The 14,809-nt window shown below is 43.0% G+C and carries 13 protein-coding genes and 1 tRNA gene; 4 read left to right on the forward strand and 10 right to left on the reverse strand.

The features are described 5' to 3' along the window. Positions 1 to 191 precede the first annotated feature (191 nt). The 4 genes from tsf to rplM form a co-directional block, all read right to left on the reverse strand. Positions 192 to 1,013, reverse strand: coding sequence for a translation elongation factor Ts (gene tsf / locus U2P89_RS04140; RefSeq protein ID WP_091906736.1), 822 nt, complete (start codon positions 1,011 to 1,013; stop codon positions 192 to 194). Positions 1,014 to 1,043: 30 nt separating this feature from the next. Continuing rightward, the gene (gene rpsB, locus U2P89_RS04145) at positions 1,044 to 1,901 is read right to left on the reverse strand and encodes a 30S ribosomal protein S2 (RefSeq protein WP_019538443.1); all 858 of its coding nucleotides are present in this window, start codon (positions 1,899 to 1,901) and stop codon (positions 1,044 to 1,046) included. 195 nt (positions 1,902 to 2,096) lie between these two features. Beyond that, the gene (gene rpsI / locus U2P89_RS04150) at positions 2,097 to 2,483 is read right to left on the reverse strand and encodes a 30S ribosomal protein S9 (RefSeq protein WP_076931756.1); all 387 of its coding nucleotides are present in this window, start codon (positions 2,481 to 2,483) and stop codon (positions 2,097 to 2,099) included. 1 nt (position 2,484) lies between these two features. After that, entirely contained in the window at positions 2,485 to 2,940 is a 456-nt protein-coding gene (rplM, locus tag U2P89_RS04155) for a 50S ribosomal protein L13 (RefSeq protein WP_019538441.1), read from the reverse strand. 414 nt (positions 2,941 to 3,354) lie between these two features. Here rplM and U2P89_RS04160 point away from each other — a divergent pair. Beyond that, positions 3,355 to 3,428 (forward strand) — tRNA-Arg (locus U2P89_RS04160). 159 nt (positions 3,429 to 3,587) lie between these two features. Here the strand turns inward: U2P89_RS04160 and U2P89_RS04165 are convergent. Then, complete coding sequence (locus tag U2P89_RS04165; RefSeq protein WP_322190702.1) at positions 3,588 to 5,528, reverse strand: ATP-dependent DNA helicase RecQ; 1,941 nt, start codon at positions 5,526 to 5,528, stop codon at positions 3,588 to 3,590. Between the two features lie 19 nt (positions 5,529 to 5,547). Next, positions 5,548 to 7,263, reverse strand: a complete 1,716-nt coding sequence (recJ, locus tag U2P89_RS04170) for a single-stranded-DNA-specific exonuclease RecJ (protein ID WP_091906759.1) — start codon at positions 7,261 to 7,263, stop codon at positions 5,548 to 5,550. 225 nt (positions 7,264 to 7,488) lie between these two features. Here recJ and mnmA point away from each other — a divergent pair, with 225 nt between their 5' ends. The 3 genes from mnmA to hflX all read left to right on the forward strand — a co-directional run bounded on the left by mnmA (position 7,489) and on the right by hflX (position 10,594). Next, entirely contained in the window at positions 7,489 to 8,553 is a 1,065-nt protein-coding gene (mnmA, locus tag U2P89_RS04175) for a tRNA 2-thiouridine(34) synthase MnmA (RefSeq protein ID WP_091906761.1), read from the forward strand. Positions 8,554 to 8,741: 188 nt separating this feature from the next. Further along, positions 8,742 to 9,242: an outer membrane beta-barrel protein gene (locus tag U2P89_RS04180; RefSeq protein WP_091906763.1), complete on the forward strand. Its 501-nt coding sequence runs from the start codon at positions 8,742 to 8,744 to the stop codon at positions 9,240 to 9,242. 128 nt (positions 9,243 to 9,370) lie between these two features. Beyond that, positions 9,371 to 10,594 (forward strand): GTPase HflX, encoded by a 1,224-nt coding sequence (gene hflX / locus U2P89_RS04185; protein WP_091906765.1) that lies wholly within the window; start codon positions 9,371 to 9,373, stop codon positions 10,592 to 10,594. A 97-nt stretch (positions 10,595 to 10,691) separates the two neighbouring features. Here hflX and U2P89_RS04190 read toward each other — a convergent pair whose 3' ends face one another. The 4 genes from U2P89_RS04190 to U2P89_RS04205 are packed head-to-tail and all read right to left on the reverse strand — an operon-like array spanning position 10,692 to position 14,641. Further along, a complete protein-coding gene (locus tag U2P89_RS04190) occupies positions 10,692 to 12,155 on the reverse strand; it encodes a hypothetical protein (RefSeq protein WP_091906767.1) in 1,464 nt (487 codons plus the stop codon). Positions 12,156 to 12,209: 54 nt separating this feature from the next. After that, positions 12,210 to 13,658, reverse strand: a complete 1,449-nt coding sequence (creD, locus tag U2P89_RS04195; protein ID WP_322190703.1) for a cell envelope integrity protein CreD — start codon at positions 13,656 to 13,658, stop codon at positions 12,210 to 12,212. A 57-nt stretch (positions 13,659 to 13,715) separates the two neighbouring features. Then, positions 13,716 to 14,018: a winged helix-turn-helix domain-containing protein gene (locus U2P89_RS04200; RefSeq protein ID WP_091906771.1), complete on the reverse strand. Its 303-nt coding sequence runs from the start codon at positions 14,016 to 14,018 to the stop codon at positions 13,716 to 13,718. After that, positions 14,015 to 14,641, reverse strand: coding sequence for a hypothetical protein (locus U2P89_RS04205; RefSeq protein WP_322190704.1), 627 nt, complete (start codon positions 14,639 to 14,641; stop codon positions 14,015 to 14,017). Before U2P89_RS04205 ends, U2P89_RS04200 begins: the two co-directional genes overlap by 4 nt. Between the last annotated feature and the right edge of the window lie 168 nt (positions 14,642 to 14,809).

Consider the following 14,809-nt stretch of genomic DNA (forward strand, 5'->3'; position numbering starts at 1 on the left):
GCCAAGAGTCAAGATTTCATGATTTGATAATTAGTAATTAGTAATTAGTAATTGGTAATTAGTAATTAGTAATTGGTAATTGGTAATTAGTAATTAGTAATTGGTAATTGGTAATTGGTAATTGGTAATCACCAAAAACGCCCCGAAAAAACTTCCGGAGCGTTCTATTTATTAAATCGCAAAAATATATCTTACACGTTCAACGATACACGTTTGAATGTAGTAACGGATAACTCTTTATCGCTTTCTTTCAGAAACTGTTCAATGGTCTTCTTGGAGTCTTTCACATATTCTTGTTGAAGAAGAGTCGATTCCTTGTAGAACTTCTGCAATGCTCCTTCCGCAATCCTGTCGAGCAGGTTTTCCGGTTTACCGGCTTCGCGTGCTTTGTCGCGTGCAATTTCCAATTCCTTTTCCTTCACTTCGGCAGGAATACCTTCGGGTGTAACAGAAATCGGATTCATGGCAGCGACCTGCATTGCCACATCTTTCGCTACGTGCTCATCCACATCAGCCTTATTAAAACCGACGATGGTCGCCAGCTTGTTACCCATATGGATATAAGAGGTAACATAAGGAGCGGTAATGTATTCGTAGAATCCTAATTCCATTTTTTCACCTGTAGCCCCGATCTTATCGGTAATCAGTTGTGATACCGTACCGTTGGAAAGTTCCACTGCAAGTAGTTGTTCAAGACTCTCCGGTTTGTGGGCGATGGCCGCATCAAGGATCTGCTGTGTCAAAGCGATGAATTCTTCATTCTTTGCCACAAAATCTGTTTCACACTGTAACGCCACTACCGCAGCAAAATCACCTTCTGTCTTTGCCAATACGCAACCTTCAGATGCTTCGCGATCTTCACGTTTTGCAGCTACAGCCTGTCCTTTTTTACGGATTATTTCCATGGCACCATCGAAATCCCCGTTCGCTTCATTCAGTGCATTTTTGCAATCCATCATCCCCGCACCGGTCATTTTGCGTAGATGCTGGATATCTGCCATTGTTACTGCCATATTCTATATACTTATATTTTGATTATAATCTTATTCGTCAACTTCTACATCCTTCGTAAACTTGCTCACTACGGCAGCTTTCATCGCTTCGGTATCTTCTTTCTTCACGCGCTCTTTCTTGGCTGCTTTCGATTTGCGTTCCCTGCGTTGCGGAGCGTCTTCGTCCTGCTCTTCGGCAGCGGCGGCGTCAGCTTTTTCCACTTTACGCTCATCCAATCCCTCTTTAATGGAATCACAGAGGAATCCAAGGATCAGGTCAACCGCTTTGGCGGCATCGTCGTTAGCGGGGATCACAAAATCAATATTGGAGGGATCCGAATTGGTATCTACAATACCGAATACGGGAATGCCTAGACGTTCAGCCTCTTTCACCGCAATCTGTTCTTTCATTACATCTACCACAAAAATTGCAGAAGGAAGACGGGTAAGATCCTGAATGGAACCCAGCATCTTTTCGAGCTTCGCACGTTGACGGGTAATTTGTAGTTTCTCACGTTTAGAGAGCGTATCGAACGTACCATCTTTGATCATCTTATCGATGCTACCCATTTTCTTCACTGCCTTGCGAATAGTGGGGAAGTTGGTAAGCATACCGCCCGGCCAACGTTCGATCACATAAGGCATATTCACGCTTTGCGCTTTCTCTTCAACCACAGGTTTCGCCTGCTTTTTAGTTGCGACAAAGAGTATTTTCTTACCTGCTTTGGCAATCTGTTTCAAAGCGGCAGCAGCCTCTTCTGCCTTAGCGATAGTTTTGTAGAGGTCGATAATATGGATTCCGTTACGCTCCATAAAGATATAAGGAGCCATTGCAGGATTCCATTTTCTTTTTAAGTGACCGAAATGCGCTCCGGCCTCAAGAAGTTGGTCAAATTCTAATTTTGCCATTTTTGTTTTTTAATTTATTCGTTTACATTCTTTTTCTAAACCGAATCGTAAGGTAAATTACCCCAATTCTTCATTGATGTCGGATAACGTCCTTACGATTTAGATACTAAACGTTATAGCCGCTAAGCGGCTTTTATTGGCATACCCCGAAAAGATACCAACAACGGGAATCTTCCGGATCGTATGGCCAGAGTATTAACGCTTGGAGAACTGGAATCTTTTCCTGGCTTTGGGCTGTCCCGGTTTCTTTCTTTCCACCACTCGGGGGTCACGGGTCATGAAGCCTGCAGCTCTCAATGCGGGTTTATCTTCAGCATTGATTTTTACCAATGCGCGGGCAATACCTAATCTGGCTGCTTCCGATTGTCCTTTGTAACCACCGCCATCGAGGTTGATCCTGATGTCGTATTTATCAGCTACGTTCAGGGTGTTGAGCGGCTGTTTTACAATAAACTGAAGGATAGAAGAAGGGAAATAGTTCTCCAGATCGCGTTTATTGATCACAATCTTGCCGGTACCTTCTGTAACAAAAACACGGGCTACGGCTGCTTTGCGTCTTCCTATTGCATTTACTGCTTCCATATTATTTTAGCGTATTAATATCTAATTTTTTGGGTTTCTGGGCCTGGTGGGGATGTTCGTTTCCTGCATAAACATACATGTTCTTGATGATAGCATCGCCTAATTTATTTTTCGGCAGCATCCCTTTCACTACTTTTCTGAAAAGTCTGTCGGGACCTTTTGCCATCAAATCGGCAGGAGTATATTCGCGTTGTCCGCCGGGATAACCGGAATAACGCAAATAAATACGATCTGTCCATTTGTTACCCGAAAGCGCAACCTTGTCGGCATTCAGGATGATTACATTATCACCACAATCCACATGCGGGGTAAAGCTTGCCTTGTACTTTCCTCTCAGCAGTTTGGCTACTTTGGAACAGAGACGGCCCAACGGTTGCCCGGTGGCATCAATTTCAACCCATTCTTTCTGTGCCGTTTCCTTGTTTACAGAAATAGTTTTATAACTTAGTGTATCCACTTTTGTTGATTTTAATTAGTAAATTACTGTGAAGTCGATCCTCACTGCTCCTTATCTTGCCCGGCTAAGGTGGGTTTTGGCAAATAAAAAGCTATGAATCAAACTCTTAATTGATAAAAACTAATAATCGGACTGCAAAGTTACAATAATTCAGAAAATCAACAAACTATTTTCTATTATTTTATTCAGAATAAAGAACAAAGAACCCAAAATAAACTAATGTACCAATTTACTAATATACCGATGTGACTAAGGTGAAAAGGGGAGGCTGGAAAAGAATAATACGCTTCGCACGATAAGAGATAAAGAATAGAAGTGGAGAAATTCAGAATTCGCAATCTTGAATCTGAAAACAAATCATCAAATTATTTTGTGTTTTGACAAAATTAGTGTATTTTTGTACCCGCAAATGAGGGCTCCGTAGCTTAACTGAATAGAGCATCTGACTACGGATCAGAAGGTTACAGGTTTGAATCCTGTCGGAGTCACGCTAACAATCAAACACTTGTCGATGATTTTCGGTAAGTGTTTTTTCTTTTTACTCGAAGGATAATTAGCAAAAGAGAAAATGTGGATCCTATAGTATTTTATTCCTTGTAATACACTTTCAGCACTAAAACAAAAAACTTATTCTTCTAAATATCTTTTTAATTTTCAGCCTTCTCCACAAGTGTCACTACATCATCATTCAATACCAATTCTCCCATATCAATCAGAAACCGGAGCACAGGAATAACCTTCTCTTTGTTTTCATCCGGATTTTCATTTTCATCCGACACGGCATCCACCAGTTCATTAAAGCGCAGAGACCCCCGTTGCGATAAAAGATCTTTTAATTTTATTCCAATCCGGCGGAACAGGTAGTTCGGCAGGCCGGTCGCATTTTTCTTCAGACAAACGTCGCAGTGTCCGCAATCTTCCGTCAAAAGTTCTCCAAAATAGATCAACAACATCCTGCCACGACAAACATCTGTCTCCTCCGCATAATCGATCATGGAAAAAATTCGTTTTTCGAAACGTTTTTTTCGCTCTTCATAGACAGTACGGGGAATGGATACGAACTGAGCATCTTCACGGGAAGTGGTAAACACGATAAAAGGTGTTTTCTTCTGCGGTATATAGCGGATATATTTTGCCCTGGAGAGGGCAATAAGCATCTCGCAAATCTCACGTCGGCTCTTTCCGGTCTTTACAGCCAGTAACGACTCGTCAATATATACATCGTCCGAGAAAACACCGGTATAATTACGCAGGATAGCATGCAAAAGGGCGTCCATCTCTTTCTCCAGATGCAACGAGTAGATATCGTCCCGGTAGATCAGAAAGCGGATACGGGAACGCATGTCTATCTCTTCCGTATACTCAATATATCCCGCAAGCTCCAATATTTTAAGCGCATGATGGGTTTGAAGGAAAGGAAGTTTATATGGCTGACAAAACTCCTGAAGGCTGAAATCATATACATCGTTATACCCTGCCCCCACGGCTATCTGGTAATAATTCCCCAGCGCTTCATAGACTCTCAGTACAAAATCACGGGCAGGAAATGAATCTGTTATCCTTTTTTTCAATTTGGCGCTATCGGCCTTTGTATATAGAATAATGGCATAAGAACGCTCTCCATCCCGTCCTGCACGACCCGCCTCCTGAAAATACTCTTCAAGCGAATTAGGGAGATCCAGATGGACTACGGTACGCACATCGGGCTTATCGATCCCCATCCCGAAAGCATTGGTAGCGACCATCACCCTACACTCATTCATCTTCCAGGCGTTCTGCCTGAATACCTTATCCTCGTAAGAAAGGCCTGCATGAAAGAAATCGGCCGAAATACCTGCTTTCCGGAGCGATTGCGCAACCTCTGCCGTCTTTTGCCGGCTCCTCACATAAACGATAGCCGATCCGGGAACCGATTGAAGAACATGCAAAAGTTCCCCCGTTTTGTTCTCCACAGTCCGTACCACATACGACAGGTTCTCCCGTTCAAAACTTACCCGGAATACATTTTTTTCCTTGAAAAGCAGCTTCTCCTGGATATCATCTACCACTTCCCTGGTAGCCGTAGCAGTAAGTGCAAGCAAAGGAACACCTTCCAACAGTTTACGGATTTCCGCAATCTTCAGGTAAGAGGGACGGAAATCATATCCCCATTGCGAGATACAATGCGATTCATCTACTACCAGCAGACACACATTCATGGCCTGCAACTTTGCGATAAAAATTTCGGATGAGAGTCGTTCGGGGGAGACATAGAGAAACTTATAATCCCCGAAAATACAGTTTTCAAGTGTGGTAATAATCTCTTCACGCGACATCCCCGAGTAGACGGCTGCCGCCTTGATACCCCGCTCACGCAGATTGTCCACCTGGTCTTTCATCAACGCTATCAGCGGTGTCACCACCAGACAGATCCCCTTCATGCCCAATACCGGCACCTGAAAGGTCAACGATTTACCGCCGCCGGTAGGCATTAACCCCAAGGTATCCCGTCCTTCCCATATAGACTGGATAATTTCTTCCTGCAAAGGCCGAAATGAGGAATACCCCCAGTTTTCACGCAGTATATTATGAAAAAGATCCGATTGCATATGCAAACGCCCTATATTATTACTCCTTTATATCCCTAATAATAAGCTGAGTAAAGGAATTGGCACCATGCCTGTTTTCTTCGATGGTATAACAAATATCCACCGGCAGGCCGGCTTTAATACGTTGATAGAAATTGTGCTGGCTAAAAGCGATGCCGGGAAATGGCCTGTCAGTTGTCTTATCCACAATCTCCAACTTAATATGGCGGCTTTCTTTTCCCACAAGCCTGCTGTTTCCGGCATCATACACCTCTCTGGTAAGAAATATGGGATTCTCATTTTCAGGGCCGAATGGATTAAACAAGTCGAGCCCGTTTATGAGTGCCGGGGTTATCTGTGAAAGTGATATCTCCACATCGACAGTAATCTGGGGTAACATCATCCGCGCCTCAACACCATCAAAAGAAAGCATATTAAACCGTTCGGTAAATGCCTGCAGATTCTCTTCCCGCAATGTCAGGCCTGCAGCATAGGTATGCCCTCCAAAATTCTCCAGGATATCACGACACGACTCAATGGCTTTATATACATCAAACCCGGGAACCGAACGGGCAGATCCGGAGATCATTTCTCCCGATTTGGTAAGCACCACTGCCGGGCGATAATACTTCTCGGTCAGTCTTGATGCCACGATTCCCACGATCCCCTTATGCCATGTTTCATTATAAATTACAATGCTTTTCTGTTGAATAATATCAATATGGTTATCGATGTAGGCTATTGCTTCGTCTGTGATCTTCTTATCCAGCTCACGCCGGTCTTCGTTATACTTATCAATATTCTTACTCTTCTCCCTGGCAGAAGTCATGTCATTCTCGATCATCAGGTCGACCGCCTCTTTCCCGTTCATCATCCGCCCCGAAGCATTGATGCGCGGACCTATCTTGAAGACAATATCGTTAACGGTAATATGTTTGCGTTGCAACCCACAGATCTCAATAATACCTCGCAGTCCGAAACTGGGATTAGAATTAAGCTGCTTCAGGCCATGATACATCAGGATGCGATTCTCACCCGTAAGCGGGACAATATCGGACGCAATACTTACTGCCACCAGATCGAGTAGCGGTTCGATATCAGAAAAAGGATACCCGTTTCGCTGTGAAAAAGCGTGTACTAATTTAAAACCGACACCGCAGCCGGACAGGTCGCTGTACGGGTAAGTGGAGTCGAGCCGCTTTGCGTCGACAACAGCTACGGCATCCGGAAGTTGATCATCCGGCATGTGATGATCGCAAATAATAAAATCAATACCTTTTTCTTTGGCATAGGCAACCTTACTTACGGCCTTAATGCCACAATCGAGAGAGATAATGAGCTTTACGCCTGTCTCCACGGCATAATCGATTCCTTGAAACGAAATGCCATACCCTTCATCGTACCGGTCTGGAATATAATAATCAATATTACTTGTAATTCCCCGAAAGAATTTGTACACCAACGAAACCGCAGTCGTACCATCCACATCATAATCCCCATAAATAAGGATCCGCTCCTTGTTGCCCAGAGCCCGTTCAATCCGTCGGATCGCCACATCCATATCGGGAAGGAGAAAAGGGTCGTGCAATTCCTTGAGTTTTGGATACAAAAATGCGATTGCTTTCTCTTTTGTCTCTATACCTCTTTTGATAAGCAATTCAGCAAGAACGGGATGCAAATTTAATTCTTTCGCTAATTCATTTTTTTTATTTTTTTGGTCGGTTGTAAGGGTTGAATAATTCCATCTGTAAGTCATTTATATCGTTTTTTTCTTTTCTCTCTCAAATCCCGAATAGGCTTCGGGGGTAGGGCTGGAATACCACAAAGGGGCCTGCCGGAAAAAATCTCAGTAATGGCGAACTGGTACACCATTCCGAAGTTGTAAAGGTAATACTATTTTTTTTCTTATTGGTAATAAATAACCCATTTTCCATGATTCAATTCTTATTTGTACCTTTGTATATTAAAATTCGATGCAAGAATGGAGATTGCGGCACTGGTATCAGGAGGAGTGGACAGTTCGGTTGTGGTACATCAGCTAAGGGAGATGGGCTACAACCCGACCATCTTTTATATAAAAATAGGGATGGAAGACAAGGATGGTTATATTGATTGCCCGTCCGAAGAAGATATTGAAATCGTATCATTCATCGCCCGGAAATATAGTTGCCGTTTTGAGGTTGTATCACTGCACGAAGAGTACTGGGACAGTGTCGTGCGATATACCATCGACTCAGTGAAGCGCGGATTGACTCCCAATCCCGATATGATGTGTAATAAACTGATCAAATTTGGTGTTTTCGAACAGAAATGGGGTCATCAGTTCGACAAAATAGCGACCGGCCATTACGCTACTACTACCGAAATCGACGGGCTGCCCTGGCTTTCCACGGCGAAAGACCATGTAAAGGATCAAACCTATTTCCTGGGTCAGATAAGCTATCTGCAAGTTTCTAAACTGATGTTTCCGATCGGTAATCTGCTAAAATCAGAAGTGCGTGCTATCGCGGCACGTGAAAAGTTGCCGTCGGCCCAACGGAAAGACAGTCAGGGGATATGCTTCCTTGGAAAAGTAAATTACAATGAGTTCATCGAACGCTACCTGGGCAGGAAGGAAGGGCTTATCGTAGAATTAGAGACCGGAAATATCCTTGGCAAACATCAGGGATTCTGGTTCCACACCATTGGCCAGCGCAAAGGGTTGGGACTGAGTGGCGGTCCCTGGTTCGTGATAAAAAAGGATATACAGCGGAATATCGTCTATGTCTCCAAGGGATATGACACAAAACATCAATACGGAGATGTGATCAATCTGCAGGGATTTGAATTTATTACCAAAGATATCTGGGATGATTTTGATGATGAAAAAGAGATCACATTCAAGATAAGGCATACACCGGACTTCACGCCGGGAAGGGTCTCAAGGATCGGTGACATGTACCGTATCCACTCTTCAGAACCCATACAGGGTATTGCTGCGGGTCAATTCGGAGTGATTTACGACAAGGAGAAAAAACTTTGCCTCGGAAGCGGAATGATTTACTAAAAAAGTGGAGAGGAGCCTAAGTGATTAGGTGCCTAAGCGGTTGAGATGGCTTTCACTCTTAATTTTTCACTTACACAGTCTTGATTCTCTTAAGAAACAAAAGTTTAAACGCATTTTTTGGACGGTGAAAACGTTTTGGAATACTTGGTTCTAAAAATCTTTGTTTTTTACTCTTTATTCTTAAAAATATGAAACGAATATTTATTTTGGTCTGTTTTTTATCGCTGCTATTCATTCCAAAAATGAAGGCACAGTTTGAAGGTACCTTCGGATTGGGTGTCCACGCAGGATATGGAACAGAGATTAACAGCATAGGAGGGGGTATACATGCCCATTACTATTATACCAACAATATACGTTTTGCCCCTTCATTTACTTATTTCCTGAAAAGGAAAGGAGTGGGCATGTGGATGACGGATGCAGACGCTCATTATATTTTTCCGGTTTCTTACTCGGCTTCGTTATATCCGATTGCCGGACTCCATTATTCCCAATGGAAGTACGATGCTTCAAAGAACAGCGACCCTGCCGATGAGGGTTGGACAAAACATCGCTTGGGCGCCAACCTTGGCCTGGGAATGCAGCACGATATAGCTTACAGGGTACGGGCCAATTTCGAATTAAAATACCAGTTCATCCCGGATTACTCCCAAGTGGTTTTCAGTGCCGGAATTGGATTCTGGTTTTAGTATTGAAAGTGGAAAAGTGGGAGAATTTATTTATTGATTTAATTGAAATTAGGGATAGAGGATAAAAGATAAAAATTGAGATTGAGAATTAGCAATTGACGTAAGACAAATCCTGAATCTGACAAAAAATGAAAGATTTTATTACCAACGAAATAAAAAATGAGAATGCCGTACTGGTAGGTCTCATCACTCCTGACCAGAACGAAGAGAAGGTGAATGAGTACCTCGACGAACTGGCCTTTCTGGCCGAGACGGCCGGACTGGCACCCGTAAAACGTTTTGTGCAGCGGTTAGATACTCCCAATACAGCCACGTTTGTAGGGACAGGGAAACTACAGGAGATTGAGAACTTCGTGAAAGAGGAGGAGAATGAGACAGGCGTAATCATCTTCGACGATGAGCTCTCCGCCCGCCAACTTCGTAATATTGAGAAAGAGCTTAAAATCCGCATTATGGATCGTACCAGTCTTATTCTCGATATATTTGCCATGCGGGCACAGACAGCACACGCCAAAGCGCAGGTGGAACTGGCGCAATACCAATACCTGTTACCGCGACTCACCCGAATGTGGACGCACCTCGAACGGCAGCGGGGGGGTGGCGGCACCATCATGCGTGGACCGGGGGAGACCCAGTTAGAGACCGACCGTCGAATCATCCTCGATAAGATTTCCCGCCTGAAGCAGGAATTGAAAGAGATCGACAAACAGAAAAGTGTCCAGCGCAAGAACCGGGGAAAACTGGTACGCGTAGCGTTAGTAGGATACACCAACGTAGGAAAATCCACATTAATGACTCTGCTCAGTAAGAGTGAAGTATTTGCCGAAAATAAACTCTTTGCCACACTCGACACTACCGTACGCAAGGTAACCATTGAAAACCTGCCATTCCTTCTGACGGATACAGTCGGTTTTATCCGCAAACTTCCGACCCACTTGATAGAATCATTCAAATCTACCCTCGACGAAGTACGCGAAGCCGATATCCTGGTACATGTAGTGGATATTTCACATCCCGCCTTTGAAGAACAGATAAAAGTGGTAGAAAAAACATTGTTTGAGATCGATGATACGGAGAAGCCCACCATCCTTGTATTCAACAAGATAGATGCTTTTTCGCATGTGGTAAAGGATGAGGACGACCTTACACCGAAGAAACGGGAAAATTATACGCTCGAAGAATTGAAACAAAGCTGGATGCAAAAGATGAAAGAGGACTGCATCTTTATTTCAGCCAGGGAGAAAACAAATATCGAGGATCTGAAACGAATCATCTATGACAAGGTAAGAGAGATCCATATCACCCGTTTCCCTTATAATGATTTTCTGTATCAGAATTATGAGGAAGAATAAGCATTTTTATACTCGGATCCGCGATCAAATGCCAGCTACCTTCTGCTGGTGGCCCCGTTTCCTTCAGCGGGAGCAGCAGAAAGAATAGACTAAGCGTCTACGCCAATTTTTCCAGGCGGATAATGCCGGCCTGGGTAAAGGCAATCCTGAAACGTTTGTAATCTATCTGATCTTCGAATTTCAACTGCATGAGAATATTTAAATAGTAAATTTTCTCACCATAGATCTCAACGGATTCACCTTCTTCATTAAGGTAATAAATCGCCTCCTCAGGATTATCCGTTTTTTGCATGAAACGTGACAGGTGAAAGCGCATAATATCATTTATCCCCGCTATCGGATAGTCGCTATTTTTAGTAATTTCTACCCGGTCTAAGAAGACCTGCTTACGATAAAGGATTATTTTCTCGTCCGTGATACGATTTTCCGCTTCAACCAGAGGAGTCCGGCTTCTAAGATTCATCACTTCCCGAGGTACCTTCTTCTCCGAAATGAAATCCACACCTTCTTTGATCCAACCTATTGTCGTGTCCTTCACCCCTATCTTGGTTTTATTGTCAAAATACCGGTTAAGCCGCTTATGGGCGAAGTAATATCGCATCAGTTCCTTGATACGGTCTTTTAGCATATAACTTACCACCAAGGCAATAAAGAGCGGCATCGTAAAATTACCATATTTCATTTGAAATGAAAATGCCACAGCCGTAGCAAAAACCATAGAGAGTCCAGCAGCAAGACTATAGTAGATTTGTTCCACCAATACCCCGTCTTTCTTCTTACGGGCACGCAAAAAGAGATCACTTTCAACATATTTCTTTAATATGCTCCTTCGAAAAATAAACTCTCTGTTCTTGCCCGGATTATCCTTATCTACACTGATATATCCTTTATCTTTACGGTATGCGGCTTCCTCATGCCAGAGCGAGGAGAGAAGAGCGATCGATTTTTTATATTTTCTGCTTTTTTTTGACTGCAAGAAACCTATAAGGTAGCAGGTTCTCTGGTCGACCAGATTACTGATATATTCGTCAGCAAAGAAATAGTAGTTAAGGTATCCAGAAGAAATAGTCGATACATTGATAATCCGCCTCAGATTCCTGAATTTTGAAACTATATCCCTGATACTCTCCACATAAGAGGTAACCAGATATTCCATATCATCCTTGATATTGTTATTCAGTATATGAACAGCCTCATTACGGATAGCACTTTTAAAGATCGCAGTAAACATTTTTATCTGGGACTCATATTCCTTGATAGCAGTACCTGTAGGTTCACTCGCTGTTCTATGGAAAACCCTCTCCAGATTCTTTAAAGGAACCGCTTCGCCTCCGGAGATCTCTCGCAGCAGGAAGACCGGGGTTATCAACCGGATATAGCTTTTCACATCACGATAAAAATGATTTTTATCATAAGTAAGGGAATTGATATCCAGACTATTCGGGATGAACATCCAGGTATTGATGGCAAAGTTACTCTGTTCGCCTTTACGGTGAACCAGAAACCCGACCTTAAATTCAATGGAAAACTTATCATGTACCTTGGCTGCAATATCAATCATCTTTTTTTAGTTTAATCTTTTTCATCAACAAAGATAACCAACAATGCTCAATCATTACAACCTTATCTTCCTCGCATAATACATAATTACTCCTAAAATAGCAAATAGTCCCAAACTGCCTACGAGAAGTGAGTAACTTTCCATTCTGATCAGCAGGAAAACAAAGAGATAGAGGAAAGCCTGCAGCATACCGACCAACACACCCTGTTTGCGATTCCGGAGGATAGCCCCCATATGGAGTATGATCATTACAATAGTCATAAATGCCGCTACGACATAGGCAAGGTTAAATCCCCATATTTCTGACATAGAAAGAAGTAATGCGTAAAAGAGTACCAATGCCAATCCCACAAGCAAATAATGAAACGGATTGACCGGATTTTTCTTGATCAGTTCAATAAAAAGGACTACCACAAACGTAAGCAAAATAATCAGTATCCCGTATTTTACGCTTCGCAAATTCTGCTGGTACTGATCTATCGGCTGAATGAACTTCACCCCGAATAGAGACGAAGCCACCATGTTGATGGCTGAACTATCATCGCCTCGCACTACCTGCCCGTAACTGCGGTTAAGATCCAGTACTTTCCAATTGGCAGAGAAACCCTCATCACCTATTTCATGATCAGCGGGCAGGAAGCCACCTCCAAAACTAGGTGCTTTCCAGTCCGACTGGAAAGTTGCCGTCGTAACTTTCCCCACCGGCACAACATATAATCCCATTGACCCGTCCAGATACAACGTTACCGAAAAGGGTACATTCCCATCCCGCGTTGTAGCTATGGTCGACGAATCCGTACGGGCATTCAGCCCTGCGGCAAATATCCCTGAAGGGACATTCGGTGCGGCTACCGTTTTTTCTGTCCCCGAAGTGTACACATTTATGCCGGGGTTCGGACCGGCAAATAAATTTTCCACTGGAATTCCGGGCTCCATGAGCATGGTTTCCCCACCCAGTTGCAAGGAGACCTCCTCCCGGATACCTCTCAGATCGGTTATTCCCATGATAACACGGGCTTTATCAAGCTGTATCTCTTCATTTTTAATCCCGGACTTTTCAATCTCTCCCATATCAAAAGCTCCTTTTAAGGTAATCTCAGCTTTATAGACTGAAACATCGTAAATACCACGCTTGCGTTTCTCCACTGTTGCATCGGCTTGTACATCGAGCATTTCCGGGAACAAGAGGATATCCCTGGTGATTATTTCACGCTTATCGTTCACAATCCGCTCCTGTGTATAGGGAATAGCGATGCACGGACCGGTCACAATCTGCTCACCACCCCATTTCGAAGTAATTTCCAGAACGGCATTGGACTTTGTGAATTTTCGTTCATTGATAAGCTCGCGGATCATCCCTAACGGGATCAACAGCAAAAGAGTTAAGAATCCGACTACCACTAACTTAATACTTGCAGAGTAGCGTTCGATAAAACTTCTCTTGTTCCCGTTCCCTTCCGGCAGCAACGGTGTCACATGATTTGAAGAATCCCTTGTTTCCATATTGTCAATTATCAATTACAAATTTATTACCACTTAATCTCCTTCCCACCTTCATTATCACCGTTCCACCTTATTCAGGAAAGATTCCAGTGCATGAAGATGTTCCCGAAATGCTTTTTCTCCTTTTTCGGTTCGAGCAAACGTGGTTCTCGGTTTTCTACCGACAAATTGTTTTCTGACAGCAATATATTCCAGGTTTTCCAGCGCACGGGTGTGGCTCGCCAGATTACCGTCAGTCACTCCCAGCAACTCTTTCAATGAATTAAAATCAATCTCGTCATTTACCATCAAAACCGACATAACTCCAAGCCGAACCTTGCTCTCGAATGCTTTATTAATATCTTCCAGATGCTCAATCATGCTGCAGATTCTCTTTCAACACGAAAATAGAAATAGATACCATAGATAATATGCAGGACTCCAAATCCGATCGACCATAACAGAAGTCCTGTTCCTGGAAAAAATGCACAGATAAGACCAAGCAGCAATTGTCCACATCCCAACCAGAAAATGCTTCCATATGTGTACTTTGATGCATTAATGAGTGACTGTCCATAAAATAGCAACATGACAGGAGCAATAATCCCAGCCTCTCCCCGGACAAGAAGTGCAAGGCAGAAAACTCCACCTGTAGCAAGGGGCAGGAAAAAGTTCAGAAAAGTACGGTAAGCCACTCCACTGACAAAAGAGGAATTCATTTTTCTCGCTTTGCGGGCCGAGAAAAACAGGATTGTAACCAACGATAATACGAATACAATCAGAGCCACAAGAACAATATCAGGCACAATACCTATCCATCCGGGTACCGAATATCCGGGAATATCTTCAACTGACCATATAATTCTATGGACAATAAATGCTCCTGCCAATGCATATACACCGATAAGTATGGCTGATGTTCCACTGAACGATAAGAAACGGGACGATTTCTCCATCATTACCCGTATCTCTTTTACTGCTTCAACTGCTTCGTTATCTTTCATACGTCAATATTAATTTTTTTACACTAAGGTCGTATGGAACTCGCTATAATCATGTACCTTGTGTAAGAATGATCCCTCTGCTCGTTTCATATTAAAAAGTACTTTGAAATGCAAAGTAAATAAATAAAAATAAACTCTCCGTATCCGAAGAGTCCATTTAAATATATT

Source organism: Proteiniphilum sp. (assembly GCF_034331125.1).
Classification (GTDB): Bacteria; Bacteroidota; Bacteroidia; order Bacteroidales; family Dysgonomonadaceae; genus Proteiniphilum; species Proteiniphilum saccharofermentans.

Coding starts and splice junctions, on each gene's coding strand:
- tsf (WP_091906736.1), bottom strand. CDS start 1,013: ATGGCAGTAACAATGGCAGATATCCAGCATCTACGCAAAATGACCGGT.
- rpsB (WP_019538443.1), bottom strand. CDS start 1,901: ATGGCAAAATTAGAATTTGACCAACTTCTTGAGGCCGGAGCGCATTTC.
- rpsI (WP_076931756.1), bottom strand. CDS start 2,483: ATGGAAGCAGTAAATGCAATAGGAAGACGCAAAGCAGCCGTAGCCCGT.
- U2P89_RS04165 (WP_322190702.1), bottom strand. CDS start 5,528: ATGCAATCGGATCTTTTTCATAATATACTGCGTGAAAACTGGGGGTAT.
- recJ (WP_091906759.1), bottom strand. CDS start 7,263: ATGACTTACAGATGGAATTATTCAACCCTTACAACCGACCAAAAAAAT.
- mnmA (WP_091906761.1), top strand. CDS start 7,489: ATGGAGATTGCGGCACTGGTATCAGGAGGAGTGGACAGTTCGGTTGTG.
- U2P89_RS04180 (WP_091906763.1), top strand. CDS start 8,742: ATGAAACGAATATTTATTTTGGTCTGTTTTTTATCGCTGCTATTCATT.
- hflX (WP_091906765.1), top strand. CDS start 9,371: ATGAAAGATTTTATTACCAACGAAATAAAAAATGAGAATGCCGTACTG.
- U2P89_RS04190 (WP_091906767.1), bottom strand. CDS start 12,155: ATGATTGATATTGCAGCCAAGGTACATGATAAGTTTTCCATTGAATTT.
- creD (WP_322190703.1), bottom strand. CDS start 13,658: ATGGAAACAAGGGATTCTTCAAATCATGTGACACCGTTGCTGCCGGAA.
- U2P89_RS04200 (WP_091906771.1), bottom strand. CDS start 14,018: ATGATTGAGCATCTGGAAGATATTAATAAAGCATTCGAGAGCAAGGTT.
- U2P89_RS04205 (WP_322190704.1), bottom strand. CDS start 14,641: ATGAAAGATAACGAAGCAGTTGAAGCAGTAAAAGAGATACGGGTAATG.